Annotated in this window: 20 protein-coding genes; 17 read left to right on the forward strand and 3 right to left on the reverse strand. The window is 68.5% G+C overall.

The genetic code is table 11. The features are described from left to right. Positions 1-63 precede the first annotated feature (63 nt). From ACVCL9_RS15785 to ACVCL9_RS15795, 3 genes are all read left to right on the forward strand, one after another. Positions 64-999 (forward strand): nucleoside hydrolase, encoded by a 936-nt coding sequence (locus tag ACVCL9_RS15785; RefSeq protein WP_447097420.1) that lies wholly within the window; start codon positions 64-66, stop codon positions 997-999. A gap of 74 nt (positions 1000-1073) precedes the next feature. After that, positions 1074-1328 (forward strand): type B 50S ribosomal protein L31, encoded by a 255-nt coding sequence (locus tag ACVCL9_RS15790; protein WP_395121183.1) that lies wholly within the window; start codon positions 1074-1076, stop codon positions 1326-1328. Between the two features lie 315 nt (positions 1329-1643). Continuing rightward, positions 1644-2939: a citrate synthase gene (locus ACVCL9_RS15795; RefSeq protein ID WP_447097419.1), complete on the forward strand. Its 1296-nt coding sequence runs from the start codon at positions 1644-1646 to the stop codon at positions 2937-2939. Positions 2940-3020: 81 nt separating this feature from the next. Here ACVCL9_RS15795 and ACVCL9_RS15800 read toward each other — a convergent pair whose 3' ends face one another. Next, positions 3021-3695 carry a hypothetical protein gene (locus tag ACVCL9_RS15800; protein ID WP_395121187.1) on the reverse strand — a complete coding sequence of 225 codons (675 nt, stop codon included), beginning with the start codon at positions 3693-3695 and terminating at the stop codon, positions 3021-3023. A gap of 57 nt (positions 3696-3752) precedes the next feature. Then, positions 3753-6284, reverse strand: coding sequence for a penicillin-binding protein 1A (locus ACVCL9_RS15805; protein ID WP_447097418.1), 2532 nt, complete (start codon positions 6282-6284; stop codon positions 3753-3755). A gap of 254 nt (positions 6285-6538) precedes the next feature. Between ACVCL9_RS15805 and ACVCL9_RS15810 the strand changes: the two genes are divergently transcribed. The 11 genes from ACVCL9_RS15810 (at position 6539) to ACVCL9_RS15860 (ending at position 18997) form a co-directional block, all read left to right on the forward strand. Beyond that, positions 6539-7597: a pilus assembly protein PilM gene (locus tag ACVCL9_RS15810; RefSeq protein WP_395121191.1), complete on the forward strand. Its 1059-nt coding sequence runs from the start codon at positions 6539-6541 to the stop codon at positions 7595-7597. Then, positions 7597-8316, forward strand: a complete 720-nt coding sequence (locus tag ACVCL9_RS15815) for a PilN domain-containing protein (RefSeq protein WP_395121193.1) — start codon at positions 7597-7599, stop codon at positions 8314-8316. Before ACVCL9_RS15810 ends, ACVCL9_RS15815 begins: the two co-directional genes overlap by 1 nt. Next, the gene (gene pilO, locus ACVCL9_RS15820; protein WP_395121195.1) at positions 8313-8963 is read left to right on the forward strand and encodes a type IV pilus inner membrane component PilO; all 651 of its coding nucleotides are present in this window, start codon (positions 8313-8315) and stop codon (positions 8961-8963) included. The genes ACVCL9_RS15815 and pilO overlap by 4 nt, the downstream gene beginning before the upstream one ends. After that, complete coding sequence (locus tag ACVCL9_RS15825; RefSeq protein ID WP_395121197.1) at positions 8963-9505, forward strand: pilus assembly protein PilP; 543 nt, start codon at positions 8963-8965, stop codon at positions 9503-9505. Before pilO ends, ACVCL9_RS15825 begins: the two co-directional genes overlap by 1 nt. A 55-nt stretch (positions 9506-9560) precedes the next feature. Further along, positions 9561-11780 (forward strand): type IV pilus secretin PilQ, encoded by a 2220-nt coding sequence (gene pilQ, locus ACVCL9_RS15830; RefSeq protein WP_447097417.1) that lies wholly within the window; start codon positions 9561-9563, stop codon positions 11778-11780. Between the two features lie 170 nt (positions 11781-11950). After that, positions 11951-12946 carry an AAA family ATPase gene (locus tag ACVCL9_RS15835; protein WP_447097416.1) on the forward strand — a complete coding sequence of 332 codons (996 nt, stop codon included), beginning with the start codon at positions 11951-11953 and terminating at the stop codon, positions 12944-12946. Further along, positions 12943-13878, forward strand: coding sequence for a DUF58 domain-containing protein (locus ACVCL9_RS15840; RefSeq protein WP_447097415.1), 936 nt, complete (start codon positions 12943-12945; stop codon positions 13876-13878). Before ACVCL9_RS15835 ends, ACVCL9_RS15840 begins: the two co-directional genes overlap by 4 nt. Further along, positions 13875-14411 (forward strand): DUF4381 domain-containing protein, encoded by a 537-nt coding sequence (locus tag ACVCL9_RS15845; RefSeq protein WP_395121205.1) that lies wholly within the window; start codon positions 13875-13877, stop codon positions 14409-14411. The genes ACVCL9_RS15840 and ACVCL9_RS15845 overlap by 4 nt, the downstream gene beginning before the upstream one ends. Continuing rightward, the gene (locus ACVCL9_RS15850) at positions 14404-15387 is read left to right on the forward strand and encodes a VWA domain-containing protein (protein ID WP_447097414.1); all 984 of its coding nucleotides are present in this window, start codon (positions 14404-14406) and stop codon (positions 15385-15387) included. Before ACVCL9_RS15845 ends, ACVCL9_RS15850 begins: the two co-directional genes overlap by 8 nt. Next, complete coding sequence (locus ACVCL9_RS15855) at positions 15384-17291, forward strand: tetratricopeptide repeat protein (RefSeq protein ID WP_447097413.1); 1908 nt, start codon at positions 15384-15386, stop codon at positions 17289-17291. The genes ACVCL9_RS15850 and ACVCL9_RS15855 overlap by 4 nt, the downstream gene beginning before the upstream one ends. Beyond that, complete coding sequence (locus ACVCL9_RS15860; RefSeq protein WP_447097412.1) at positions 17288-18997, forward strand: BatD family protein; 1710 nt, start codon at positions 17288-17290, stop codon at positions 18995-18997. Before ACVCL9_RS15855 ends, ACVCL9_RS15860 begins: the two co-directional genes overlap by 4 nt. Here ACVCL9_RS15860 and ACVCL9_RS15865 read toward each other — a convergent pair. Further along, positions 18984-19535: an O-acetyl-ADP-ribose deacetylase gene (locus ACVCL9_RS15865; RefSeq protein ID WP_395116005.1), complete on the reverse strand. Its 552-nt coding sequence runs from the start codon at positions 19533-19535 to the stop codon at positions 18984-18986. The two genes, ACVCL9_RS15860 and ACVCL9_RS15865, sit on opposite strands and share 14 nt — an antisense overlap. A gap of 64 nt (positions 19536-19599) precedes the next feature. Between ACVCL9_RS15865 and ACVCL9_RS15870 the strand changes: the two genes are divergently transcribed. From ACVCL9_RS15870 to ACVCL9_RS15880, 3 genes are all read left to right on the forward strand, one after another. Beyond that, the gene (locus ACVCL9_RS15870) at positions 19600-20061 is read left to right on the forward strand and encodes a MarR family winged helix-turn-helix transcriptional regulator (protein WP_395116007.1); all 462 of its coding nucleotides are present in this window, start codon (positions 19600-19602) and stop codon (positions 20059-20061) included. A gap of 177 nt (positions 20062-20238) precedes the next feature. Then, positions 20239-21369, forward strand: a complete 1131-nt coding sequence (locus ACVCL9_RS15875) for an efflux RND transporter periplasmic adaptor subunit (RefSeq protein WP_447097411.1) — start codon at positions 20239-20241, stop codon at positions 21367-21369. Positions 21370-21376: 7 nt separating this feature from the next. Beyond that, positions 21377-24475, forward strand: a complete 3099-nt coding sequence (locus ACVCL9_RS15880; RefSeq protein ID WP_447097410.1) for an efflux RND transporter permease subunit — start codon at positions 21377-21379, stop codon at positions 24473-24475. Positions 24476-24500: the final 25 nt, after the last annotated feature.

Here is a 24500-nt window from a genome sequence, read left to right on the forward strand (position 1 = left end):
GCAGTAGTCGCCCCCCGCCGTTTCATCCCATAAACTGGACGGCTGGACAGGAACCCGATGCACATGACCAAGCCGCAACTCCTGATCGACACCGATCCCGGCGTCGACGACGCCCTCGCCATCCTGATGGCCGCCGCGCATGCCGACATCGCCGGCCTCGGCATTGCCGCCGGCAACGTCGGCCTGGAGCACACCCTGCGCAACGCACGCACGCTGGTCGACCTGCTTGGCCTGGCCACGCCGGTGTTCGCCGGTTGCGCCATGCCGCTGGTCCGTGCGCCGGAGGAAGATGCCGCGTTCGTGCATGGGCGTGACGGTTTCGGCGACGTCGGCTTCGCCGAGCCCGCCGCCGCGGTCGCCGCCGAGTCCGCTGCGCTGGCGCTGCTGCGCCTGACCCTCGAGCGTCCCGGCGAGCTGACCTTGGTGGCACTGGCGCCACTGACCAACCTGGCGCTGGCGCTGCGGCTCGACCCCGGCCTGCCGCAGCGGGTGAAGCGGCTGGTGGTGATGGGCGGCGCGGTGACCGGCCACGGCAATACCGGCAGGGTGCCGGCCGAGTTCAACATCGGTTTCGACCCCGAGGCTGCGCACGTCGTGTTCGAGGCGTTCCCGTCGTTCGACCTGGTGGACTGGGAGGCAACCCTGCGCCACGCCTTCGACGACGCGGAGTTCGACCGCTGGCTCGCTGCCGGTGACCGGCGCGCGGCGTTCTTCGGCAAGATCGCGGCGACCGCGCGGGGCTACAACGCCAAACACGACCGCCACGGGCTGGTGGCGGCCGATGCGCTGGCGATGGCGGTCGCGCTCGACCCGACCATCGTCACCCGCAGCGAACGCCGCGCGGTCGCGGTAGAGCTGGACGGCCGCCTGACCCGCGGCGCCACCGTGGTCGACTGGAAAGGGCGCCTGGGCCGGCCGGCGCAGGCCAACATCGTGCTGGAGGTCGACCACACCCGCTTTGCCGCGATGGTGCAGCGCGCGCTGGGGGTGCCCGGCTGAACCCCCGTGCTTGCGCGTTCCCGGCGTTGCCCGCTACAATGCCGCTCTTTTCACCGCCGCATTCAGAGTCTGTCATGAAAGCCGATACCCATCCGAACTACGCCCCGGTGGTGTTCCAGGATCTGTCGTCCGATTTCTCGTTCCTCACCCGGTCGACCATGTCCAGCAAGGAAACCGTCAAGTGGGAAGACGGCAATGAGTACCCGCTGATCAAGGTGGATATCTCCAGCCATTCGCACCCGTTCTACACGGGCAAGCAGAAGACCCTGGACGTGGGTGGCCGCGTGGACAAGTTCCGCCGCCGCTACGCCGGTTCGGTCAAGGAATAAACCCTTTTACCTCCGCTCCCTCCGGGTTGCGGGCGGTTCGAGACACGGGGCAGGCGCAGGCTTGCCCCGTGTCTTTTTCGTGCCCGGCGTACGACCATTCGCCATCGAATGCGCGACCGCCGTTGTGCGATAATGGGCAGTGGCCCGATGCCTGCAGCAGAGTGGCGCAAGTCTTCGCGGAGCTTGTTCCAGCCGGTTTCCGGCATCGGTTGCGTCGCGTGCTTTCCCCGGCTGCCGACATCCACCCTTTCCCTTGCCGCGCGATGACGTCCCCACCGTCGTCGCCGGCGACGAACCACATGCGAGGAGGTTTCCGTGTCCGACCCCAAGACCGTCAAGCTGGTCGATGAATCGAGCCACAAGAGCAGCGAACTGCCGCTGGTTTCCGGCACGCTCGGTGCCGCGTGCATCGACATCGGCACGCTGTACAAGGACACCGGCCATTTCACCTATGACCCGGGCTTCGGCAGCACTGCCAGCACCAAGAGTGCCATCACCTACATCGACGGCGACAAGGGCGTGCTGCTGTATCGCGGTTACCCGATCGAGCAGCTGGCCGAGAAGTCCAGCTTCCTCGAAGTGGCCTATCTGTTGCTCAACGGCGAGTTGCCCAATGCTGCCGAGTTCGACACGTTCGAACATGACATCACGCATCACACGATGATGCACGAGGCGCAGAAGAACTTCTTCCAGGGCTTCCACCACGACGCGCACCCGATGGCGATGCTCGCCGCGGCAGTGGCGTCGCTGTCGGCGTTCTACCACGACAAGCTGGACGTGGAAGACCCGGCCGACCGCAAGATGGCGGCGATCCGCCTGATCGCCAAGATGCCGACCATCGCGGCAGCCTGCTACCGCTACACGATCGGCTGGCCGGTGCGCTACCCGCGCAACAACCTCGAGTACGTCACCCGCTTCCTGCACATGATGTTCGAGGTGCCGAGCGAGCCGCTGCAGATGAACCCGGTGGCGGCCAAGGCGCTGGACCTGCTGTTCATCCTGCATGCCGACCACGAGCAGAACGCGTCCACCTCCACCGTGCGCCTGGTCGGTTCCACCGGCGCCAACCCGTATGCCTCGATCGCCGCCGGCATCACCGCGCTGTGGGGCCCCGCCCATGGCGGCGCCAACGAGGCGGTGCTCAAGCAGCTGGAGGAGATCGGCACGCCGGACAACGTCGAGTCGGCGATCCTGCGCGCCAAGGACAAGAACGACAGCTTCCGCCTGATGGGCTTCGGCCACCGCGTCTACAAGAACTTCGACCCGCGCGCCAAGATCATTCGCGAGATGTGCCACAAGGTGCTGGACGAGCTGGGCGTCAACGATCCGATGCTGGACGTGGCGATGAAGCTGGAAGAGGCGGCGCTGAAGGACGACTACTTCGTCGAGCGCAAGCTGTATCCGAACGTCGATTTCTACTCCGGCATCATCTACAAGGCGCTGGGCATCCCCACCGAGATGTTCACCGTGATGTTCGCCATCGCGCGCACCGCCGGCTGGATCGCGCACTGGATCGAGCAGCACGAAACGCCCGGATCGCGCATCGGCCGTCCGCGCCAGGTCTACACTGGCGCCGACGTGCGTGATTACGTGCCGGCCGGCAAGCGCTGATTCACCGCTTGGGCTGATCCTCGGTTTCGCGCAGAACGCCCCGGCCTGGCCGGGGCGTTCTGCATCTGGCGCTCGGCGCGGTCAGCGCAACGCGGCGCGCAGGCGCTGTTCGAAGCCCTCGTCGGCATCGTCCTCGGCCAGCAGCATCTCCACCTGGGCCAGCGCGGCGCGGCGCATCGGCCGGTCGTCGGTGCGATCCAGCGGCGCCTGGCGCAGCGCGTTGCGCGGCAGCACGGTGAGGTCGAACGGCACGGCGTCGGCGGCGAACAGCAGCACCGGGTACTCGGGCTGCTCGGTGCGGCTGTAGCGCAGGCGGCGCACCTGCATTTCCAGCGGCACGCCGTGCTCGCGCAGGAAGCGCACCACCGCTTCGGCATCGTCGCTGTACACGTGCAGGCACACCGCCGAATGCATGTCGGCGGTGCCGTCGAGCACGGCGCCGACCAGGCGCGGTTCGAACGGGGCGAGGAAGGTCATCGCCTCGACCGCCGCCTCGCGCCGCTGGCGCAGCAGCTGGGGTTGGCTGTCGCCGAGGAACAGGCGCTGGTGTTCGCGCAGCGCCTGTTCGATCTCGAGGTTGCGCGGCAGCGCCTGGCTGTCGAGTATGCCCAGCCGTTCGGCGGCCTTGAGCTTGGCATGGTGGAAATTGCGGATGCCGTGCTCGCTCATCAGCCGGGCCGCTTCCTGGGCCACGCGCAGGCGATTGCGTTGCAGCCGGTCATGGGCGTGGATGCGGTGGTGTTCGCCTCGGGACATGACGCACTCCTCGACATTGGATGGCGGCGTCCGGGAGCGGCGTCGCCTGCCCCCGGGTCAGAAGATCTCGTAGGCGTGCTGCTTGTCCTGCTCCTTCTGCTGGGCGGCCTGGCTGCGCAGGCGGTCGACGTCTTCCACCTTGAACATCTCGTTCATGCCGTTGGGGTCGTCCGCACCGGTCGGCAGGCCGCTTTCGCGGTTGATCCATACCGTACTGATTCCGGGCGGCATCGGCAACGTGCTGGGCGGCAGCCCCTTCAGCGCCGCGCCCATGTACTGCATCCACACCGGCAAGGCCGCCTTGGCGCCGAATTCGCCGCGGCCGAGCGAGCTGTAGTCGTCGAAACCCACCCAGACCGCGGTGGACAACTCGCCGTCGAAGCCGACGAACCAGGCATCGCGATGGTCATTGGTGGAGCCGGTCTTGCCGGCCAGGTCGGGGCGCTCCAGCGCGCGCGCGGCCGAACCGGTGCCGCGCAGGATCACGTCCTTCATCAGCGAGGTGATCAGGTAGTCGTTGCGCGGACCGATCACCCGCGGGGCGAGCACCGGCGCATGCCGGGCGCCGTCGTGGATGTCGGCCGGCAGCACCGCATCGCCGACACCGTCGACGCTCTCCGACTCGGCGGGCGCGTCCGTGCTGCCGGCGGTCGCCAGGCGATTGGCCGGCGGCCGGGTCATGTCCGGCGGCGGCGGGCCGGGCGGGCGCGTGTCGAGCAGGCGTTCCTGGCAGTTGCGGCAGGCGCGGGCGGGATTGGCCAGGTACACCGGCTTGCCGTCGCGGTCGTCGATCTCGTGAATGAAATACGGCGTGACCAGGTAGCCGCCGTTGGCGAACACGGCGTAGCCGCGCGCCATGCCCATCGGCGAGACCGAGGCGGTGCCCAGCGCCATCGACAGGTTGGCCGGGATCGCGTCCTGCGAGAACCCGAAGCGGGTGGCGTATTCGCGCATGTAGCTCACCCCGATGGCATCCAGCAGTCGCACCGAGACCAGGTTCTTCGATTGCACCAGCGCCTCGCGCAGGCGCATCGGGCCGGCGAACTTGCCGTCGTCGTTGGACGGCGTCCAGATGCCGTTGGGGCGCGAGGGGTCGGGCAGCGCCAGCGGTGCGTCGTTGACGATCGAGGCCGGGGTGAAGCCGCGATCGAAAGCGGCGGAATAGAGGTACGGCTTGAAACTCGAACCCGGCTGGCGCGCGGCCATCACGGCGCGGTTGAACTTGCTGCGGTTGAAGTTGAAGCCGCCCACCAGGGCCTCGATCGCGCCATCTTCCGGATTGAGCGAGACCAGCCCGCCCTGCACGGCAGGTATCTGCGCCAGCTGCCAGTTGCCCTTCTCGTCGCGGGCCAGGCGGATGACGTCGCCGCGCTTGAGCACGGCATCGACCCGCGTGGGCGCGGCGCCGACGCGGCTGTCGCTGATGTGCGGCCGAGCCCATTTCACCGCGTCGAGGTCGAGCCGGGCGCTCTCGTGACTGGACAGGTACACGCTGGCATGGTCGGCGTCGCTGCTGATGACCAGTCCCGGCTGCATACCCGAGACGCTGCCGTAACTGGCCAGCACCTGGTCGAAATCCGCCTCGCCGGCGCCCTCGGCCAGCTCCTTGTGCGCCTCCGGCCCACGCCAGCCATGGCGGTGGTCGTAGGCGACCAGGCCGTCGCGCAGGGCGTCCACCGCCTCCTGCTGGCGCATGCTCTGCACCGTGGTGCGGACCACGTAGCCTTCGGTCAGGGCGTCATTGCCGAGGCGGTCGAGCACCTGCCGGCGCACCATCTCGGCGAGGTAGGGCGCGTCGACCTCGATCGGCTGCTCGTGGGCAAAGGCGCGATTCGGCTCGGCCACCGCCTGTTCGTACACTGCCTGGGTGATGTAGTTGTGCCGCAGCATCTCGCCGAGCACCCAGTTGCGCCGTGCCATCTCGCGCTTGGGGCTGTTGATCGGATTGACCGCCGAGGGCAGCTGGAAAGTGGAGGCGATCGCCGCGCACTCCGCCACGGTGAGCTGGTCCAGCGTCTTGCCGTAGTAGTACTCGGCCGCCGCCGCCACGCCATAGGAACGATGGCCGAGGAACATCTTGTTGAGGTAGAGCTCCAGGATCTGGTCCTTGGTCAGCTCGTGCTCGATGCGCAGCGCGATGAAGATCTCGGTAAGTTTGCGCGAGTACAGCTTTTCCGGGCTCAGGAAGAAGTTGCGCGCCACCTGCTGGGTGATGGTGGAGCCGCCGGGTCCCTTGTCGCCGCCGGTGATGATCACGTGCCAGCCGGCCCGGGCGATGCCGCGCCAGTCCACGCCGGGGTGGTGGTAGAAGTCGGCGTCCTCCGCCGACAGCACCGCGTGCTTGAGCCGGTCGGGCACCTCGGCGATGTCCACCGGGATGCGCCGGGTTTCGCCGAAAGTCGCGATGAGCTTGCCATCGGCGCTCAGCACGCGCAGCGGCACCTGCATGTGATAGTCCTTGAGCACCGCCACCGAGGGCAGCCGGGGAGCTATCAACCAGTACGCCACGCCTGTCGCGAGCACTGCCAGAAGCAAACCGGAAAAGGCCAGGAGCAGTGCCCAGCGCAACAAACGCTTGAAAATTCGCATGGTGTGGATAGCGAGACCTGAGTCAAAGCATGACAGAGTATAGATGTAGCAACATGCTCGTCAGGCAACCGAGGACGGCTCCGCAAAGCAAGAGGCGCGCCAGCCGGGCAAGCTCTGCAAATGTGGTGGACATCACGCCAATTACTTGAGAAAGTTCCTGTAGACCGTTGCCATTGCGTTAATTTTTAGATTTAATGCCACTGCGCATCCCGCCAGAACTCTGGTCAGGGCGTCAGCGGCAAGGGGGACACACCGTGGGGCTCTTTACACCGAAGAAGCCGGCGCTGATCGGCGTCGACATCAGTTCGACCGCCGTCAAGCTGCTGCAGCTGAGTCAGGCGGGCGGGCGCTATCGCGTGGAGCACTACGCGGTGGAACCGCTCCCGCCCAATGCGGTGGTCGAGAAGAACATCGTCGAGGTCGAGGCGGTGGGCGACGCGATCCGCCGCGCCCTGGCCCGCTCGGGTTCCAAGCTCAAGCACGCCGCCGCCGCGGTGGCCGGGTCGGCGGTGATCACGCGGATCATCCCGATGACCAGCGAGCTATCCGACGATGACCTCGAGGGCCAGATCCAGGTCGAGGCCAATCAGTACATCCCGTATCCGATCGACGAGGTCAGCCTCGATTTCGAGGTGATCGGCCCGGTACGCGACAACCCGGACATGAACAACGTGCTGCTGGCGGCCTCGCGCACCGAGAACGTCGACATGCGCGTGGCGGCGTTGGATCTGGGCGGCCTCACTGCCGGCGTCATCGACGTGGAGGCCTTCGCGATGGAGAACGCCTTCGCGATGGTCGCCGACCAGCTCAACGTCGGCCGCGACGCCCTGGTGGCGGTGGTCGACATCGGCGCGACCATGACCACGCTTTCCGTGCTGCGCAACCAGCGCACCATCTATTCGCGCGAACAGGTGTTCGGCGGCAAGCAGCTCACCGACGAGATCATGCGCCGCTTCGGGCTCTCCTACGAGGAGGCTGGCCGCGCCAAGCGCAAGGGCGGCCTGCCGGAGTCCTACGAGACCGAGGCGCTGGAGCCGTTCAAGGAGTCGCTGATCCAGCAGATCAGCCGCCTGCTGCAGTTCTTCTTCGCCGGCAGCGAATACAGCAAGGTCGACCAGGTGGTGCTGGCCGGCGGCTGCGCCTCGATCGAGGGACTGGGCCCGATGCTGGAAGAGCAGCTCGGCGTGCCTTGCGTGGTCGCCAACCCGCTGGCCCGCATGTCGTTGTCGCCGCGGGTGCAGGCCCAGGCGCTGGCGCAGGATGCCCCGGCCCTGATGATCGCGGTCGGCCTCGCCCTGAGGAGCTTCGACTGATGGCACACGTCAACCTACTTCCGTGGCGCGCGGAGCGGCGCAAGCAGCGCGAACGCGAGTTCTACATGCAGCTGGCCGCCGCTTTCGTGGCCGCCGTGCTGCTGCTGCTGCTGTGGATCTTCTGGATGGACCAGCGCATCGACAACCAGAACGACCGCAACGCCTACCTGCAGACCGAAATCAAGCAGCTGGACGTGCGCATCGCCAAGATCAAGGACCTGGAAAAAGTGCGCGAGCACCTGCTGGCGCGCAAGCAGATCATCGAGCAGTTGCAGGCCGATCGCTCGCAGATGGTGCACCTGTTCGACGAACTGGTGAAAACCATCCCGACCAGTGCGCGGCTGACCGCGCTCAAGCAGAGCGGCCAGTCGATGTCGCTCGACGGCGTGGCGCAGTCCAACGCCAGCGTCGCCGAGTACATGCGCAACATCGAGTCCTCGCCGTGGATGGGCCATGCGGACCTGCGCAAGACCGAAAACACCCATGATGCGACCCGCATGCCCTACCAGTTCGGCCTCAACGTGACGCTGAGCCGGCCCAAGACCGACGAGGTCGACCCGACCAAGGCGCAGGTGGAACCGACTACCTCCACGGCCACGCCGGCCGTACCTGCAGCGCTCAACGCGCCGCCGGCCAGCGCGACCTCCGCCACGGCCAGGTCAACGCCGGAAGTCACGCCCACCCCTGCCGCCGCTGCCAAGGGAGGTGCCGGATCATGAGTTTCTTCAGCGATCTGCAAAACCTCGACAAGAACAACGTCGGCGGCTGGCCGCAGTCGGTCAAGATCTTCTTCACCGTGCTGGTCCTCGCGGTGGTGCTGCTGGTGGGCTGGTACTTCATCGTCAGCGACCAGCAGGACAGTCTCGACACGCTGGCCACCAAGGAGAACAGCCTCAAGCAGGAGTTCTCCACCAAGCAGGCCAAGTCGGTCAATCTCGAGGCGCTGGAGCAGCAGCTCAACGAGATGCAGGACATGCTGCGCCAGTTGCTGCGCCAACTGCCCAGCAAGACCGAGATGCCCGAGTTGCTGATCGACATCTCGCAGACCGCGCAGGCCGCGGGGCTGGAGAGTGACCTGTTCGTGCCTGGCGCGGAAACGCCCAAGGACTTCTACGCGGAGAGACCGATCGCCTTGAAGTTCACCGGCACCTACCATCAGTTCGGCACCTTCATCAGCGGCGTGGCTTCGCTGCCGCGAGTGGTCATCCTCACCATGCACGACGTCTCGCTGACGCCGAAGGCGCCGACCAAGGCGGGCACCGCTGGCACCGGACAACTGGTGCTGGAGGGCACGGTCAAGACCTACCGTTATCTCGATGACGACGAAAGCGCTGCCGCGGCAACCAAGGCGGGGGCGAAGAAATGATGAACAAGTCGATTGCCCGCAAGTCCGCCGGCGTGACGCGGCTGCTGCTGATCCTGCTGGCTGTGCTGGTTCTGGCCGGTTGCACCCGCGGCATGTCCGACCTGCGCACCTGGGTCGCGCAGGAGAAGGCCAAGAAGGGTGCGCCGATTCCGCCGCTGCCCGTGATCAAGACCTTCGAGACGTTCAAGTACGAAGACCAGGACAAGCGTGATCCGTTCAGCCCCAGCACGGCCGAACTGCAGAACGACAACGCGACCAGCGGACCGCGGCCGGACGCCAACCGGGCCAAGGAGCCGCTGGAGATGTTCGCCCTCGACAGCCTCAAGATGGTCGGTACGGTCGGTGTCGGTCCGAAGATGGAGGTCCTGATCAAGGACCCGGGTGGTGTCATCCATCGCGTCCATGTGGGGGAATACATGGGACAGAACTACGGACACATCACCGCCATCAGCGAAGACCATGTCGATCTGGTCGAGTTGGTATCCAACGGCAATGGTGGCTGGATGGAACGTCCCGCCAGCGTCGCACTCGGCGAGCAATAGGTACACAGGGGCAGATGCAATGACCAACCAATTCCAATCCGTGCGGGGCCGAGTCATGCGCCATGCGAGCCGTTACTTCCTGATGGGCCTGCTGATCGTCGGTGCCACCTGGGCCAGTGCCGCCATCGCGGCCACCACCACGCTGAAGAACATCAGCTACGACGCCTTGCCAGGCGGCAGCGTCCAGCTGCACCTGAACTTCGGCGACGGCCCGGTGCCGGAGCCGAAGATCTTCACCACGGACAATCCGCCGCGCATCGCGGTCGACCTGCCCGATACGACCAATGCCGCCGGGCGGCACATGGACATCGGCAAGGGTTCGACCTCCGGCGTCTCGGCAGTGTCTGCCGGTGGGCGCACCCGCGTGGTGGTCGAGCTGATGCGCGCGTCGAGCTACCGCGCCAGCGTCGATGGCAACAGCCTGGTGCTGACGATCAACAACGGCACCGCCGACCAGGCGGTCACCACCGCCTCCACGATCGACCCGACCAAGCGGCTGCCGTCGTCCTCCGATGGCCCGGCGATCTCCAACATCGACTTCCGTCGCGGCCCGAACGGCGAGGGCCGCGTGCTGGTCAGCTTCAGCGGCAGCGGCGCGCAGCCGGAAATGACCCGTCAGGGCGACAAGGTGGTGGTCACCATCGATCACGCCAACCTGCCGGCCAACCTCGCGCAGCGCCTGGATACGCTGGACTTCGCCACCCCGGTGCAGTCGATCACCAGCCGCGTCGGCAACGGCGGCGGCGCGCGCATCGAGATCGACACCAAGGGGACGGTCGAGACCTCGGCCTACCAGACCCCCGACCAGTACGTGGTCGAGGTGGCACCGAAGAAGGCCGCCGCCAAGGATGAGCGCCTGGCCAAGCTGGACGCGCAGCCCAATTACAACGGCAAGCGCGTCACCTTCAACTTCCAGGACATCCCGGTGCGCTCGGCGTTGCAGCTGATCGCCGATATCTCCGGGCTCAACCTGGTCGCCTCCGACAGCGTCGGCGGCAGCGTCACCCTGCGCCTGGTCAACGTGCCGTGGGATCAGGCGCTGGACGTGATCCTGCGCGCCAAGAGCCTGGACAAGCGCCGCAACGGCAACGTCATCTGGGTCGCGCCGCAGGCCGAGCTGGCCAAGTACGAGCAAGACCTGGCCGATGCCAAGCTGAAGGCACAGGACACCGCCGAACTGGTCACCGACTACGTGCCGATCAGCTACGGCAAGGCCTCCGACATCGCCAAGCTGCTGACCACCGGCAGCATGCAGGGCGGCGGTGGCGGCGGCTCCAACACCCAGCGCGGCTTCCTCTCGCCGCGCGGCAGCGTCTCGTTCGACCAGCGCACCAACACCCTGCTGCTCAACGACACGCCGGAGAAGATCAAGCAGTTGCGTGAGCTGATCGCCGTGCTGGACAAGCCGGTGCAGCAGGTGCTGATCGAATCGCGCATCGTGGTGGCCACCGACGACTTCACCCGCGAGCTGGGCGTGAAGTGGGGCGTGTCCGGCAACCAGACCAACAACAACAACATCATCACCACCGCACCGACCGGCGATGGCGCGCTGAAGTACGGCACCGGCGTGCACAACAACATCGTCAACTACAACAACGCAGTCACCGACTGGGTGGCCAACGGCAGCCAGGGTGCTCCGCCGCATCCGGGTGCGGTGACCTTGCCCGGCGGCTTCAACGTGAACATGCCGGTGAACGGCGGCAGCACGCTGGGCTTCGCCATCCTCGGCGCCAACTACGCGATCGACCTGGAGCTCTCCGCAGCGCAATCCGAAGGCCGTGGCGAGGTGATCTCCAGCCCGCGCGTGATCACCGCCAACCAGCAGGAGGCCGTGATCCGCCAGGGCCAGGAAGTCGGCTATGTCACCTACCAGAACCAGGGCTCCGGCACCGGTGGCGCACCGACCGCCTCGGTGCAGTTCAAGGACGCCGTGCTGGAGCTGAAGGTGACCCCGACGATCACCGCCGACAACCGCGTCTACCTGGCGATCAACGTGAAGAAGGATGCGCTGGCCGGCTTCCTCAACACGCCGAACGGCCAGGTGCCGCAGATCGACACGCGCGAGGTGAATACCTCGGCGCTGGTCGACAACGGCCAGACCGTGGTGCTCGGCGGCATCTACGAGGTCAACAAGAGCAACACCGTGTCCAAGGTGCCCGGGCTGGGCGACATCCCCGGTCTCGGCGCGCTGTTCCGCAACACCAAGCGCAGCACCACCAAGGCGGAGCTGCTGATCTTCGTGACGCCGCGCATCCTCAGCGACACCTTGCAGTAAGCCGCCACGCAGCGGCGAAGAAAAGGGGCGGCTTCGGCCGCCCTTTTTCGTGCGCGCCGGCCGCCGGCGCACGTCACATTAAACTTCCCGTGCCGATGATGGTCTGAAGCACGCCGACGCGTCCGCTCTCCAAGGATGCCGCAGGCCTTGCCCCGTAACTGGAACTGCCCATGGACATGCCCGAAAACCCGCCTCTCGGCGCGCTGCAGCAATCGTTCGCCCGCCTGCGCGAGGAGCTGGCGGATTGCATCATCGGCCAGCCGAAACTCATCGATTGCCTGCTGGTGGCGCTGCTGGCCGACGGCCACCTGCTGGTCGAAGGCGCGCCCGGCCTGGCCAAAACCACCGCGGTGAAGGCGCTGGCGGCGCGGATCGAGGCGGATTTCCACCGCGTGCAATTCACCCCCGACCTGCTGCCGGCCGACCTCACCGGCACCGACGTGTTCCGGCCGCAGTCGGGCAGTTTCGAGTTCGAGCGCGGGCCGCTGTTCCACAACATCATCCTGGCCGACGAGATCAACCGCGCGCCGGCCAAGGTGCAGTCGGCCCTGCTCGAGGCGATGGCCGAGCAGCAGATCACCGTGGGCCGCAGCACCTGGAAACTGCCCGAGCTGTTCATGGTGATGGCCACGCAGAACCCCATCGAGCAGGAGGGCACCTTCAGCCTGCCGGAGGCCCAGCTCGACCGGTTCCTGATGCACGTGACGATCGGCTATCCCGATGCCGCGGCAGAGCTGGCGATCCTCAAGCTGGCGCGCGAGCAGGCCAGCCGGCGCGCCCACCCGGCCGCGCCCCCACGCGCGCTGCTCAGCCAGCACGAGGTGTTTGCCGCGCGCGATGCGGCGATGGCCGTGCACATGGCGCCGGCGCTGGAGGAGTACCTCGCGCAGCTGGTGCTGGCGACGCGCGACGCCGGCCGTTATGGCGCGGAATTGAAGCGCTGGATCGCCTGGGGCGGGAGCCCGCGCGCCACCATCGCGCTGGATCGCTGTTCGCGGGCGCAGGCCTGGCTGGCCGGCCGCGCCTACGTGTTGCCCGAGGACGTGCATGCAATCGTCCATGAGGTGCTGCGCCATCGGGTGCTGCTCAGCTACGAAGCGCAGGCCGAAGGCGTCACTCCCGACCAGGTGGTGGCGCGCCTGCTGGATCTCGTGCCGCTGCCGTGAGTGTCCTGGCGTCACAAGTCGCGGATGGCAATGGCGCAAGCGAGGTGTCGCTGGCCGAGCTGATCGCGTTGCGTGCGCGCGTCGGCTCTGTGCGCATGGCGCCGCTGAGCACGCGCGCCGCCCGCCACGGCCAGCAGTCCAGCCGTCTGTACGGCCGCGGCATGGATTACGCCGAGTCGCGCGTCTACCAGGCCGGCGACGATGTGCGCCGACTCGACTGGCGACTCACCGCACGCAGCGGCAAGCTGCACACGAAGCTGTTCCAGGAGGATCGAGAAGGCTGTCTGCTGATCCTGCTCGATACCCATGCCAGCATGCATTTCGGCACGCGGGTGCGTTTCAAGTCGGTGCAGGCGGCCCGCGCGGCGGCACTGGCCGCGTGGTTTGCCACCCGTGCCGGCGAGCGCGTGGCGATGCTGGGCTTCGGCGGCGTCGACCAGTGGTTGGCGCCGCAAGCCGGTGCGCATGGTGCACTCGCCGTATGCGGTGCGCTGGCGCGATGGCACGCGGCGGATCGCGCCGACCAACAACAGCCGCTCTCCGATGCGCTGACACGCGCGGCACACGTGGCGCGGAGTGCGAGCCGCGTCCTGCTGCTCAGCGACGGCTTCAGTTGCGACGCCGCCGCGCGCCAGCGACTGATTGAACTGACCCGGCACGCGGGCGTGGCCGTGCTGGTCACGGCGGATGCGCTGGAGCTGGAGCTCGCGCCGCCGGGGCGCTATCCGCTGGAGCATGCAGGCGAGCGTCGCGAGGTGCGGCTGCAGTCGGCGCATCAGCGTGCAGATTTTCGCCAGGCATTGGGTGCAGGCGCCCGACGGCTGAGTGAGTTGGCCGGCTCGCTGGGTCTGCGCCACGCCACCATCGATACCGCGGCCGATCCGCTCGATGCCGTGGCGGGCCTGATCGGTCGCAAGAGGTCGCCGCGATGATCGCGGCGGCGACGCCGCCGACGGCCGCTGCGCCGGGGCCGGTACTGCGCGACATCCACCTGCCGGCCGAACCCTCGTGGTGGCCGCCCGCACCCGGCTGGTGGCTGCTTGCCGTGCTCGCGCTGCTGGTGTTTGCGGGCCTCGCGTGGGTTTGGCAACGCCGCTGCCGCGTGCGGCAACGGCAGCGGCGCATTCTTGGCGAGCTGGAGAACCTTGTCCGGCGGCACCGCGAGGACGGCGATCGCGCGGCCCTGCTCGGCGGCCTGCATCAACTCTTGCGGCGCGTCGCCCGTGAACAGGACGCCGCCGCGGTGCATCTGCGTGGCGATGCCTGGCGGCACGTCCTGGCGCGGGTGCCGGTGGACGCGGCCACGCAGGACAGCCTGCATCGGCTGGAGCAGCTCATCTACCAGCCACCCCGCAGCGGCGACGAGAACGATCTCGTCGAGGCCGCACGGCGGTGGCTGCGTTTGGCCGTAAAGCCGTCCACATGGAAGCGGAAGAAGCCCTCCTCGGAGCCAGCCGATGCCTGAATTCGCCTGGCCCTGGGCCGTACTGCTGTTGCCGTTGCCGTGGTTGCTGCGCTGGTGGTGGCGTGCGGCCGCCCCGGGCGTCGCGCTGCATCTGCCACAGCCGGGCGTGAAGCTGGATTCGGTGGCTGATCGGCGCAACCACGGTGCCGCGCCGTGGCTGCTCGGGCTGGCCTGGTTGTGCTTGCTCGCCGCCGCGGCGCGGCCGCAGTGGCTGGGTCCGCCGCAGGCGCAGCAGCGCAGCGGGCGGGCGATGATGATGGCGGTGGATCTCTCCGGCAGCATGCGCACGCCGGACATGCAGCTGGCCGGCCAACCGGTCAGCCGCTTCGGCGCGGTGGAGGCGATCGCCAGCGACTTCATCAGCCGGCGCCGCGGCGACGAAATGGGCCTGATCCTGTTCGGCAGCCAGGCCTATCTGGTCACGCCGCTGACCTACGACCTCTCGGCCGTGCGCGCGCAGCTGCAGACCGCAGCGGTGGGCCTGGCGGGCGACCAGACCGCGATCGGCGACGCCATCGCCGTGGCGGTGAAGCGATTGGCGGGCCTGCCGGAGGCAGCGCGCGTCCTGGTGTTGCTCACCGACGGCGTCAACAACGCCGGCGGCATCGCTCCGCGCGAGGCGGCGCGTGCCGCCAAGGCCGCGGGCGTGCGGATCTACGCCATCGGCATCGGCGCCACCGCGATGCAGGTGCCGGGATTCTTCGGCCTGCAGATGGTCAACCCCTCGGCCGACCTCGACGCCGACATGCTCAAGGCGATCACCGCCGAAACCGGCGGGCGCTTCTTCCGTGCCACCGACAGCAGCGAGCTGGCCGACGCCTACCGCACCATCAACGCGCTGGAGCCGATGCCGCGGCAGGGGCCGGCGTTGCGGCCGCGCCACGAACTGTTCCGCTGGCCGCTGCTGGCTGCGCTGGTGTTGCTGCTGCTGGCGATCGTGCCCACCCGGCTGCGTGTGCGGGAGCAGGCGGCATGAGCGAGCTGCTGCAACAGTTCCATTTCCTGCACCCCTGGTGGTTGCTGGCACTCCTCGGCCTGCCGCTGCTGGCGCTTCCGTGCTGGCGGCGCGACAGCGGCCAGCTGATCCTGTCGCGACTGGTCGACCCGGCTTTGCTGCCACGGCTGCTGCGCGGACAGCCGCGCCGGCGCCAGTTGCCGCTGTGGCTGTTCGCGCTGGCCTGGCTGCTGGCCACGCTGGCGCTGGCCGGGCCGACCTGGAACCGCGTCGAGCAGGCGCTGTACGCCAACCGTCCGGCGCAGGTGCTGGCGATCTCGCTGTCGCGGCACATGCTGGCGCGCGACGTGGCGCCGAGCCGGCTCGATCGCGCACGGCTCAAGGCGCACGAGCTGCTGGCGGCCAACCGTGCCGGCCTGAACGCGCTGATCGGCTACGCTGGCGAGGCCTTCGTCGTCGCGCCGCTGACCTCCGATGCCCACAGCCTCGACGATCTGCTCGACGCGATGGCGCCCGACACCATGCCGGTGGACGGCAACGACGCGGCCGCGGCGATCGACCGCGGCGTGCGTCTGGTCCAGCAGGCGAATGCCGACGGCGGCACGCTGGTGCTGATCACCGACCAGGCGGATACCGCCGCCGACGCGGCCGCGCGCAAGGCGCTCGCCGCCGGCGTGCGCGTCTCGGTGCTCGGCGTGGGCAGCGTCCACGGCGGCCCGGTCCCGCTGCCCGAGGGCGGCTTCCTGCACGACGCGCAGGACCGCATGGTGCTGGCCGCACGCGACGCCGCCGCGCTTGACGCGCTGGCGCGCGCAGGCGGCGGCGTCTACGTGGCGATGAGCGCCGACCACGGCGACATCGACGCCCTGCACGCGCAACTGCGCAGCAGCGGCGCCGCCCAGGCCAGCGGCCAGCACGGTGCGCAGTGGCAGGATCGCGGGCCGTGGCTGTTGCTGCCGCTGCTGCTGGTGGCCGCCACGGCGTTTCGCCGCGGCTGGATCATGCTCGTGCTGCTGGTCAGCCTGCCGCTGCTGCCGCGCACGGCGCAGGCCGGCACCTGGCAGGACCTGTGGCAACGCCCCGACCAGCAGGCCGTGCAGGCGCTGCGCGACGGCCATGCCGTGCAGGCGCAGCAACTCGCCCGCGATCCCGCCTGGCGCGGCGTGGCGGCTTACCGCGCCGGCGACTATGCCGCGGCGGCGGACGCGCTGCAGCACGCCCCCGGCAGCGATGCCGCCTACAACCGCGGCAATGCGCTGGCGAAAGCGCAGCAGTATCGACAGGCGATCGAGGCCTACGACCAGGCGCTGCAACTCGATCCGGCCAATGCCGACGCCAAGGCCAACCGCCAAGCCGTGGAAGAGTGGCTGAAACGGCGGTCGAAGCAGCAAAAATCCTCGCCGGACAGCGCGGGCCAGAACAAGTCCGAGCAGGACAAGTCGGGTGACGACAAGTCGGGCCAGGAGAAATCAGGCCAGGAAAAATCGGGTGGGAACAAATCGGAGCAGGACGAGTCGGGGCAGGGCAAATCCGACAAGAGCCAGCCGCCTTCCGGTGCGGGGGAACAGGACAAGTCGTCGAACGGTTCGCAGCGACCCGGCGACGCCGGCACGCACGATCAGCCCGCGCCACGCAGTGCGCGGGAGCGCGCCGAGCAGAAGGCGCAGGCCGAGCAGGCGCAGCGCGCCTTGAAGCAGCAGATGGACCAGGCGCTGGCCGCCGGCCAGTCCGCGGACGCGAAGTCGCCGGCCACGCACCAGCTCGGCACGCTGGACCGGGATGATCCGCAGTCGAAGCTGCCGGCCGACCTGCGCCACGCGCTGCAGCGCGTGCAGGACGACCCCGGCGGCCTGCTGCGGCGCAAGTTCGAACTGGAATATCGCGAGCGCCACGGTGGCGGCGCTCAGGAGGACGACCAGCCATGAGTCACGCACGCATCATCGTCTTGTGCCTGTTCGCGCTGATGCTGCTGCCGGTCGCGCACGCGGCGCAGGTGAGCGCGACGCTGGATCGCGATCACGTGCAACTGGGCGACACGGTCACGCTCAATATCCGCGTCGAGGGCGCCGCCGCGTCCGCCGCGATGCCCGACCTGCAGGCGCTGCAACAGGATTTCAGCATCCTCGGCACCTCGCAGAACAGCAGCCTGTCGGTCGAGAACGGCAAGGCGACGTCCAGCCTCACCTTCGGCATCGCGCTGCGGCCTCTTCGCGCCGGCAGCTTGCAGATCCCGTCGCTGCAGGTCGCCGGCGAACGCACGGCGCCGCTGTCGCTGCAGGTCGACGCGCAGGGGCCCGTGGCGGGTGCCGCGCCGAATCGCGACGTGTTCATGGAGGCGACGGTGGAGCCACAGCGCGGCTATGTCGGCGAGCAGTTCAGCTATGTGGTGAAGCTGTTCTACGCGGGCAACCTCAGCGGCGGCTCGATCGACATGCCCGATGTCCATGGGGCGACGCTGCAGCCGCTGGGCAAGGACATCGGCTACGACACGCAACGCGGCGGCCGCAGCTACCACGTGCTGGAACGGCGCTATGCGCTGATCCCGCAGCAGGCCGGCCGGCTGGAAATCCCTGCAGCGAGTTTCCAGGGCAGTGCGGTTGACCCGTACGACCCGGGCAGCTTCTTCGGCGCCACCAACAACGTCTCGGCCAGCGCCGCGCCGGTGGCGATCGATGTGCAGGCGGCGCCTGCGGATTGGGGCAACAAGGCGTGGTTGCCGGCGCGGGCGTTGAGCCTGACGATCGACGGCTGGCCGGACGCGCAGCAGCCGGTGCGCGTGGGGCAGCCGCTCAACCTCACCATGACGTTGCGCGCCACCGGCTTGTCCGACGACGCGCTGCCGAGCCTGAGCCTGCCGCCGCTGGACGGCGCCACGGTCTATCCGGACAAGCCGGTCAGCCGCAACCACGTCGCCGGGCAGTGGACCGTGGGCGAGCGCGAGCAGGCGTTCGCCATCGTGCCCGAGCGCCCCGGCCCGCTGACGATCCCGGCGACCACGGTGACCTGGTGGAACGTGCTCACCGACCGGCTGGAGGTGGCACAGATCCCCGCGCGCAGCATCGAGGTGCTGCCGGCGATCGGCGGCAGCACGGCATCACCTGCAGGCGCGGTCCCGGCGGCGACGACTGCGCCCGCCACGACCGCACCCGTGCCCATGCTCGCGCCCGCCGGTGCCATGCCATGGCGCTGGATCGCGCTGGCCAGTCTCGCGCTGTGGTTGCTCAGCGTGCTGGCCTGGTGGTGGCAGCGTCGGCGGCGCGCCATGCCCAAAGCTTCCCCGGCGCCCGCGGTTGTGCCGGACAGCGCGCGCCGGGCGCGACAGGAGTTCATCAGCGCCGCGCGCGGCACCGACGCCGCACGACAACTGCACTGCCTGATGGCCTGGGCGCGCGCCGAGCGACCGCACGTCCAGCATCCGGGCGAGTTGTCCGCTGCCCTGGACGATGCGGCACAGCGCGCGGTGATCGACGACTTGCAGCGTCGTCGCTACGCCGCCGGTACGGCGGCGGGCGACGTCGGCGGCACGGCACCGGCGGAGGCGTTCAAGCGGGGTTTCGCCTGGCGCCAGACTGGCACGGGCGATCACTCGGACGACGCGTTGCCGCCGCTGTATCCGTTCAAGCTGCGTTGAAGGGTGTGCCGTCGTCCGGCGTGGCGTCGCGCACACGCCGGAAGATGTCGGCCACGCTGTTGCTGAAGCAGCATACGGTGATGCTGACGCGATCGTCGCGGGCGAGTTCGTCGCGCAGGCTGGCCAGCGCCACCGCGGCCGCCTGCGCCACCGGATAGCCGTACACGCCACAGCTGATTGCCGGGAACGCGATCGTGCGCAAACCGTGCTCGCGCAGCAGCCGCATCGCGTTGGCGTGGCAACTTGCCAGCAGTCGCGCCTCACCTTGCGTGCCGCCCTGCCACACCGGGCCGACGGTGTGGATCACGTGTGCCGCCGGCAACGCGAAGCCCGGCGTGATGCGCGCCTCGCCAGTCGGACAGCGCACGCCCGGACGCACCGACGGAAGCTGCCGGCAGGCCTGCAGCAGCGCGGGACCGGCGGCGCGGTGGATCGCGCCGTCGACGCCACCGCCGCCGAGCAGGCTGGCATTGGCGGCGTTGACGATGGCATCCACGTGCAGCGTGGTGATGTCGGCAATGACGATGTCCAGGGGCATGGCTTTGCAGGAGGCGGGCGGCTTATGCTGGCCTCAGGTTTCGGGCGGCCGGGGGCAGCGCATCATGGCGAAAACGGAAGACCTATCCTTCGGGTATCTGCTCAACGACGTGACCTTGCTGTTTCGCAAGCATTTCGATCGGCGCGCGGTGAGATTCGGGCTGACCCGCGTGCAGTGGCGCGCCACCAAGATGTTGTACCACCGCGAGGGCCTGCGCCAGACCGAACTGGCCGAATCGCTGGAGATGGAGCCGATCGCGGTGGGCCGGGTGATCGACCGGCTGCAGGCCGCGGGCTTCGTCGAGCGCCGCGCCGATCCGCGCGACCGCCGCGCCTGGCGACTCTACGTCACCGACCGCGCACGCGTCGTCATCGGCGACATGGAGCTGATCGCGCGCGACCTGCGCAAGGATGCCACCGCGGGCATCGAGTACGCCGAACTCGAACACGCGCTGGGCGTGCTCAACCGGATCAAGGAAAACCTGCAGGCGCTGGATGCGGGCGAGAACCCGGGCGCCTCCGACTGATCCGCGCGATGTCATGTGCCATCGGTCCTGCACGGGTTGCCGGCGCGCGGGCGCAGAATGGAGCGTCGCCGGTACCGGGTGGGCCCCTGGCCCCCACGGCCGGGCAAAAGCATTGAATGTCGTGGTCAAGCCGCGTGTCGCCCACGCGCCGGTTGACCCGGCGTGGCCGGAGCGAGCATGCCGCAGAACAAATCCGGGAAACTGCTGTTGACGGCAGCTGCGCTGCTGCTCGCCGGTTTCGGGGCGCAGCAGTTCTGGCGCGGGCGTGATGGCGCGGCGAGCGCGCAGGCAACCCCACCCGCCCAGGCCGTGCCGGTCAGGGTCGCCACGGCGCAGCGCGGCGACATCGATCTCTCGTTGAAGGTGATCGGCAGCGCGCAGGCATGGTCCACGGTGACCGTGCAGTCGCGCGTCAGCGGCCAGTTGCAGGCGCTCTCGTTCAAGCCCGGCGGCCATGTCGCCAAGGGCGACACCATCATCCGCCTCGACCCCAGCCTGCTGCAGTCGCAGCTGGACGAGGCGAAGGGCAACCTGGCCCGCGACCAGGCGCAGTACGCCAACGCACAGGCCCTGCTGAAACGCTACGGCCCGCTGCTCAAGGACGGCTATGTGGCCAAATCGGCCTACGACGAGGCCAAGGCCAACGCCGGCCTGTATGCCGCAGCGATGAAGGCCGACCAGGCGGCGGTGGAACTGGCGCGCACGCAACTGGGCTATGCCACGATCCGCGCGCCGTTCGACGGCATCGCCGGTGCGCCGCTGGTGTATCCCGGCGCGCAGGTCAGCGCCAACAGCACCGATCTGGTGGTGCTCAATCAGGTGCAGCCGATCCACATCCGTTTCGCCGTGCCCGAAGCCGAACTGGCCGGGCTCAAGGCCGCGCATGCCCGTGGTGCGGTGCCGGTGATCGTGCGCTTGCCGGGCAAGGCCGCGTCGATGCAGGCCACGCTGGACTTCATCGACAACGCGGTGGACGCCAGCACCGGCACGATCCAGCTCAAGGCCCGCTATGCGAATGAGGACGATGAGCTCACGCCCGGCCAGTTCGTCGAGATCACCCTGCCCACCACGCGGCTGACCCACGTGGTGACGGTACCCGCGGTGGCGCTGCAGAACTCGCCGCGCGGCAGCTTCGTGTTCGTGGTTGATGCGGGCGGCGTGGTGCACCAGCGGATGGTCACGATCGGCAGTGGCACGGCCGACCGCGTGGTGGTCAGCAAGGGTCTGGACGGTGGCGAGCGGGTGGTCACCGATGGCCAGTTGCTGCTGGTCGACGGCGCGCGCGTGCGCGTGCTGAGCGGCGGTTGAGCGGGCCGTGAACCTGCCTGCGCTGTGCATCCGCCGGCCGGTGATGACCGTGCTGCTGATGGTTGCCCTGGTGGTGTTCGGCGTGGTGGCTTATCCGAAGCTGCCGGTGAACGAGTTGCCGAACGTGGATTTCCCCACCATCTCGGTCAGCGCCAAGCTGCCCGGCGCCTCGCCGGAGACGATGGCCACCGCGGTGGCCACTCCGCTGGAGAACGAGTTCTCCACCATCGCCGGCATCTCCACGATGACGTCGACCAGCGCCTTGGGCTCGACCTCGATCACGCTGACCTTCGGCCTGGACCGCAACATCGACGCCGCCGCGCAGGACGTGCAGGCGGCGATCTCGGCCGCGCAGCGGCAACTGCCCACGACCATGCCGACCCCGCCCACGTTCCGCAAGGTCAACCCGGCGGACAAGGCGATCCTGTATCTCACCCTGAGCTCGGACACCTTGCCGCTGTCGACGGTGAACGAGTACGGCGAGACCCAGCTGGCGCAGCGGCTGTCGATGGTCGACGGCGTGGCTCAGGTGAACGTGTTCGGCTCGCAGAAGTACGCGGTGCGCATCAGCGTGGATCCGAACAAGCTGGCCGCCAACGGCATCGGCATCGACACGCTGCAGCAGGCCATCGCCGACGCCAACGTCAACCTCGCCACCGGCTCGCTCAACGGCAGCCGGCAGTTGCTGCAGGTCAGTTCGGACGGCCAGCTGCAGCGCGCCGCGCCGTACAACGACATCGTGGTGGCCTATCGCAACGGCGCGCCGATCCGGCTGTCCGCGCTGGGCCACGCCAGCGACGGCGTGCAGAACGACCAGGTCGCCAGCTGGTTCGACGGCAAGCGCGCGATCGTGCTGGCGATCGACCGCCAGCCCGGCTCCAACACGGTGGCCACCGTGGACCGCATCCGCCAGGTGCTGCCGCAGTTCCAGGCCAGCCTGCCGCCGTCGGTCAAGCTCGGCGTGCTGTACGACCGCTCGGAATCGATCCGCCATTCGGTCGACGACGTGCAGTACACCCTGCTGCTGGCCGGCGTGCTGGTGATCCTGGTGATCTACCTGTTCCTCGGCAACGCCTCGGCCACGCTGATCCCGGCGCTGGCGCTGCCGGTCTCGGTGATCGGCACCTTCGGCGTGATGTACGCGCTGGGCTACAGCCTGGACAACCTCTCGCTGCTGGCGCTGACCTTGGTGGTCGGCTTCGTGGTGGACGACGCGATCGTGATGCTGGAGAACATCGTGCGCCACGTCGAGCACGGCATGGATCCGTACGAGGCGTCGCTGAAAGGCGCCGCGGAGATCGGCTTCACCATCTTCTCGATGACGATCTCGCTGGTGGCGGTGTTCCTGCCGGTGATGTTCATGGGCGGCATCGTGGGCCGGCTGTTCCACGAGTTCGCGGTGACCATCAGCACCGCGATCCTGATCTCCGGTTTCGTCTCGATCACCTTGACGCCGATGCTGTGCAGCCGCTTCATCAAGCATGGCGGGCACGCGGAGAAATCACGCGTGGTGCGCTGGTTCGACCAGGGCTTCAACCGCGTGCGCGACGGCTACAACCGCTCGCTGGCGTGGTCGGTGCAGCGCCCGCGCGTGGTGCTGGGGGTGTTCTTCGCCAGCCTGCTGGCCACCGCGGCGCTGTTCGTGCTGGTCGACAAGGATTTCATCCCGGCCGGCGACACCGGCCAGCTGATCGTCAACGTCGAAGGGCCCGACGACATCTCGATCACCGCGATGAAGGCGCGCCAGCAGGAACTGGCTGCGATCGTGGCGCAGGACCCGAACATCGACAGCTTCATGTCGTCGGTGGGCAGCGGCGGCTCGCGCGCGACCACCAACAACGGCACCATGTTCCTGCGCCTGAAACCCGCCTCCGAGCGTGCGCTCGATCCGGCGCAGATCATCCAGGAGCTGCGGCAGAAGTTCGCCCGCATCCCCGGCATCCGCGCCTACATCCAGAACCCGCCGGCAATCCAGGTCGGCGGCCGGCAGTCCAAGGCGCAATACCAGTACACCTTGCAGTCGGTCGACCTGGATGCGCTGTACGCGGCGTCCGGCAAGGTGGAGCGCGCATTCGGCGCCTTGCCCGGTTTCCAGGACGTCACCAGCGACCTGGACCTCAACGGCCCGGCGATCGCGGTGCAGGTCGATCGCGCCCGGCTGGCGCCGCTGGGCCTCACCATGCGCCAGGTGCAGAAGGCGCTGGGCGCGGCGTTCGGCGCCAACCAGGTCTCCACCATCTACGGCTCGGCCACGCAGTACTGGGTGATCCTGCAGGTCGCCTACGCGCTGCAGGATGATCCGGCGGTGTTGTCGCAGCTGTACGTCACCTCCGGCAGCGGCGCGCTGGTGCCGCTCAGCGCGGTGGCCAGCTTCCAGCGCACGGCGCGCCCGCTCACGGTCAACCACCAGGGCCAGCTGCCCGCGGTGACGATCTCCTTCAACCTGGCGCCCGGGGTCAGCCTGAGCCAGGCGGTGAGCCGCATCGACGGCGCGATGGCGCAGTTGCACCTGCCGGCGACGATCACCGGCAGCGTGCAGGGCACCGCGCAGGCGTTCCAGGATTCGATGCAGGGCATGGGCCTGCTGCTGGTGCTTGCGGTGTTCGTGATCTACCTGGTGCTGGGCATCTTGTACGAGAGCTTCATCCACCCGCTGACGATCCTGTCCGGCCTGCCGGCCGCCGGCGTCGGTGCGCTGCTGACGCTGATGATCTTCCGCGCGCCGCTGGACCTGTTCTCCTTCGTCGGCATCGTGATGCTGATCGGCATCGTCAAGAAGAACGCGATCATGCTGATCGACTTCGCGCTGGAGCGGCAGCGCGTCGAGGGCATGGCGCCGATGCAGGCGATCGTCGAGGCCTGCCACGTGCGCTTCCGCCCGATCATGATGACCACCATGGCGGCATTCGCCGGCACCTTGCCGATCGCGCTGGGCATCGGCGCCGGCGCCTCGGCGCGGCGGCCGCTGGGCCTGGCCGTCGTCGGCGGCCTGCTGGTGTCGCAGGTGCTCACGCTGTACCTGACGCCGGTGATCTACCTGTACATGGATCGCCTGCAGCAGCGCTTCGGGCGAAAGCGCAAGGCGCCGCAACTGGCTGCCGACTGAGGAACGGTCTCCCCCGCCGTTGCGG

It is taken from the genome of Rhodanobacter sp. UC4438_H5 (assembly GCF_052978405.1).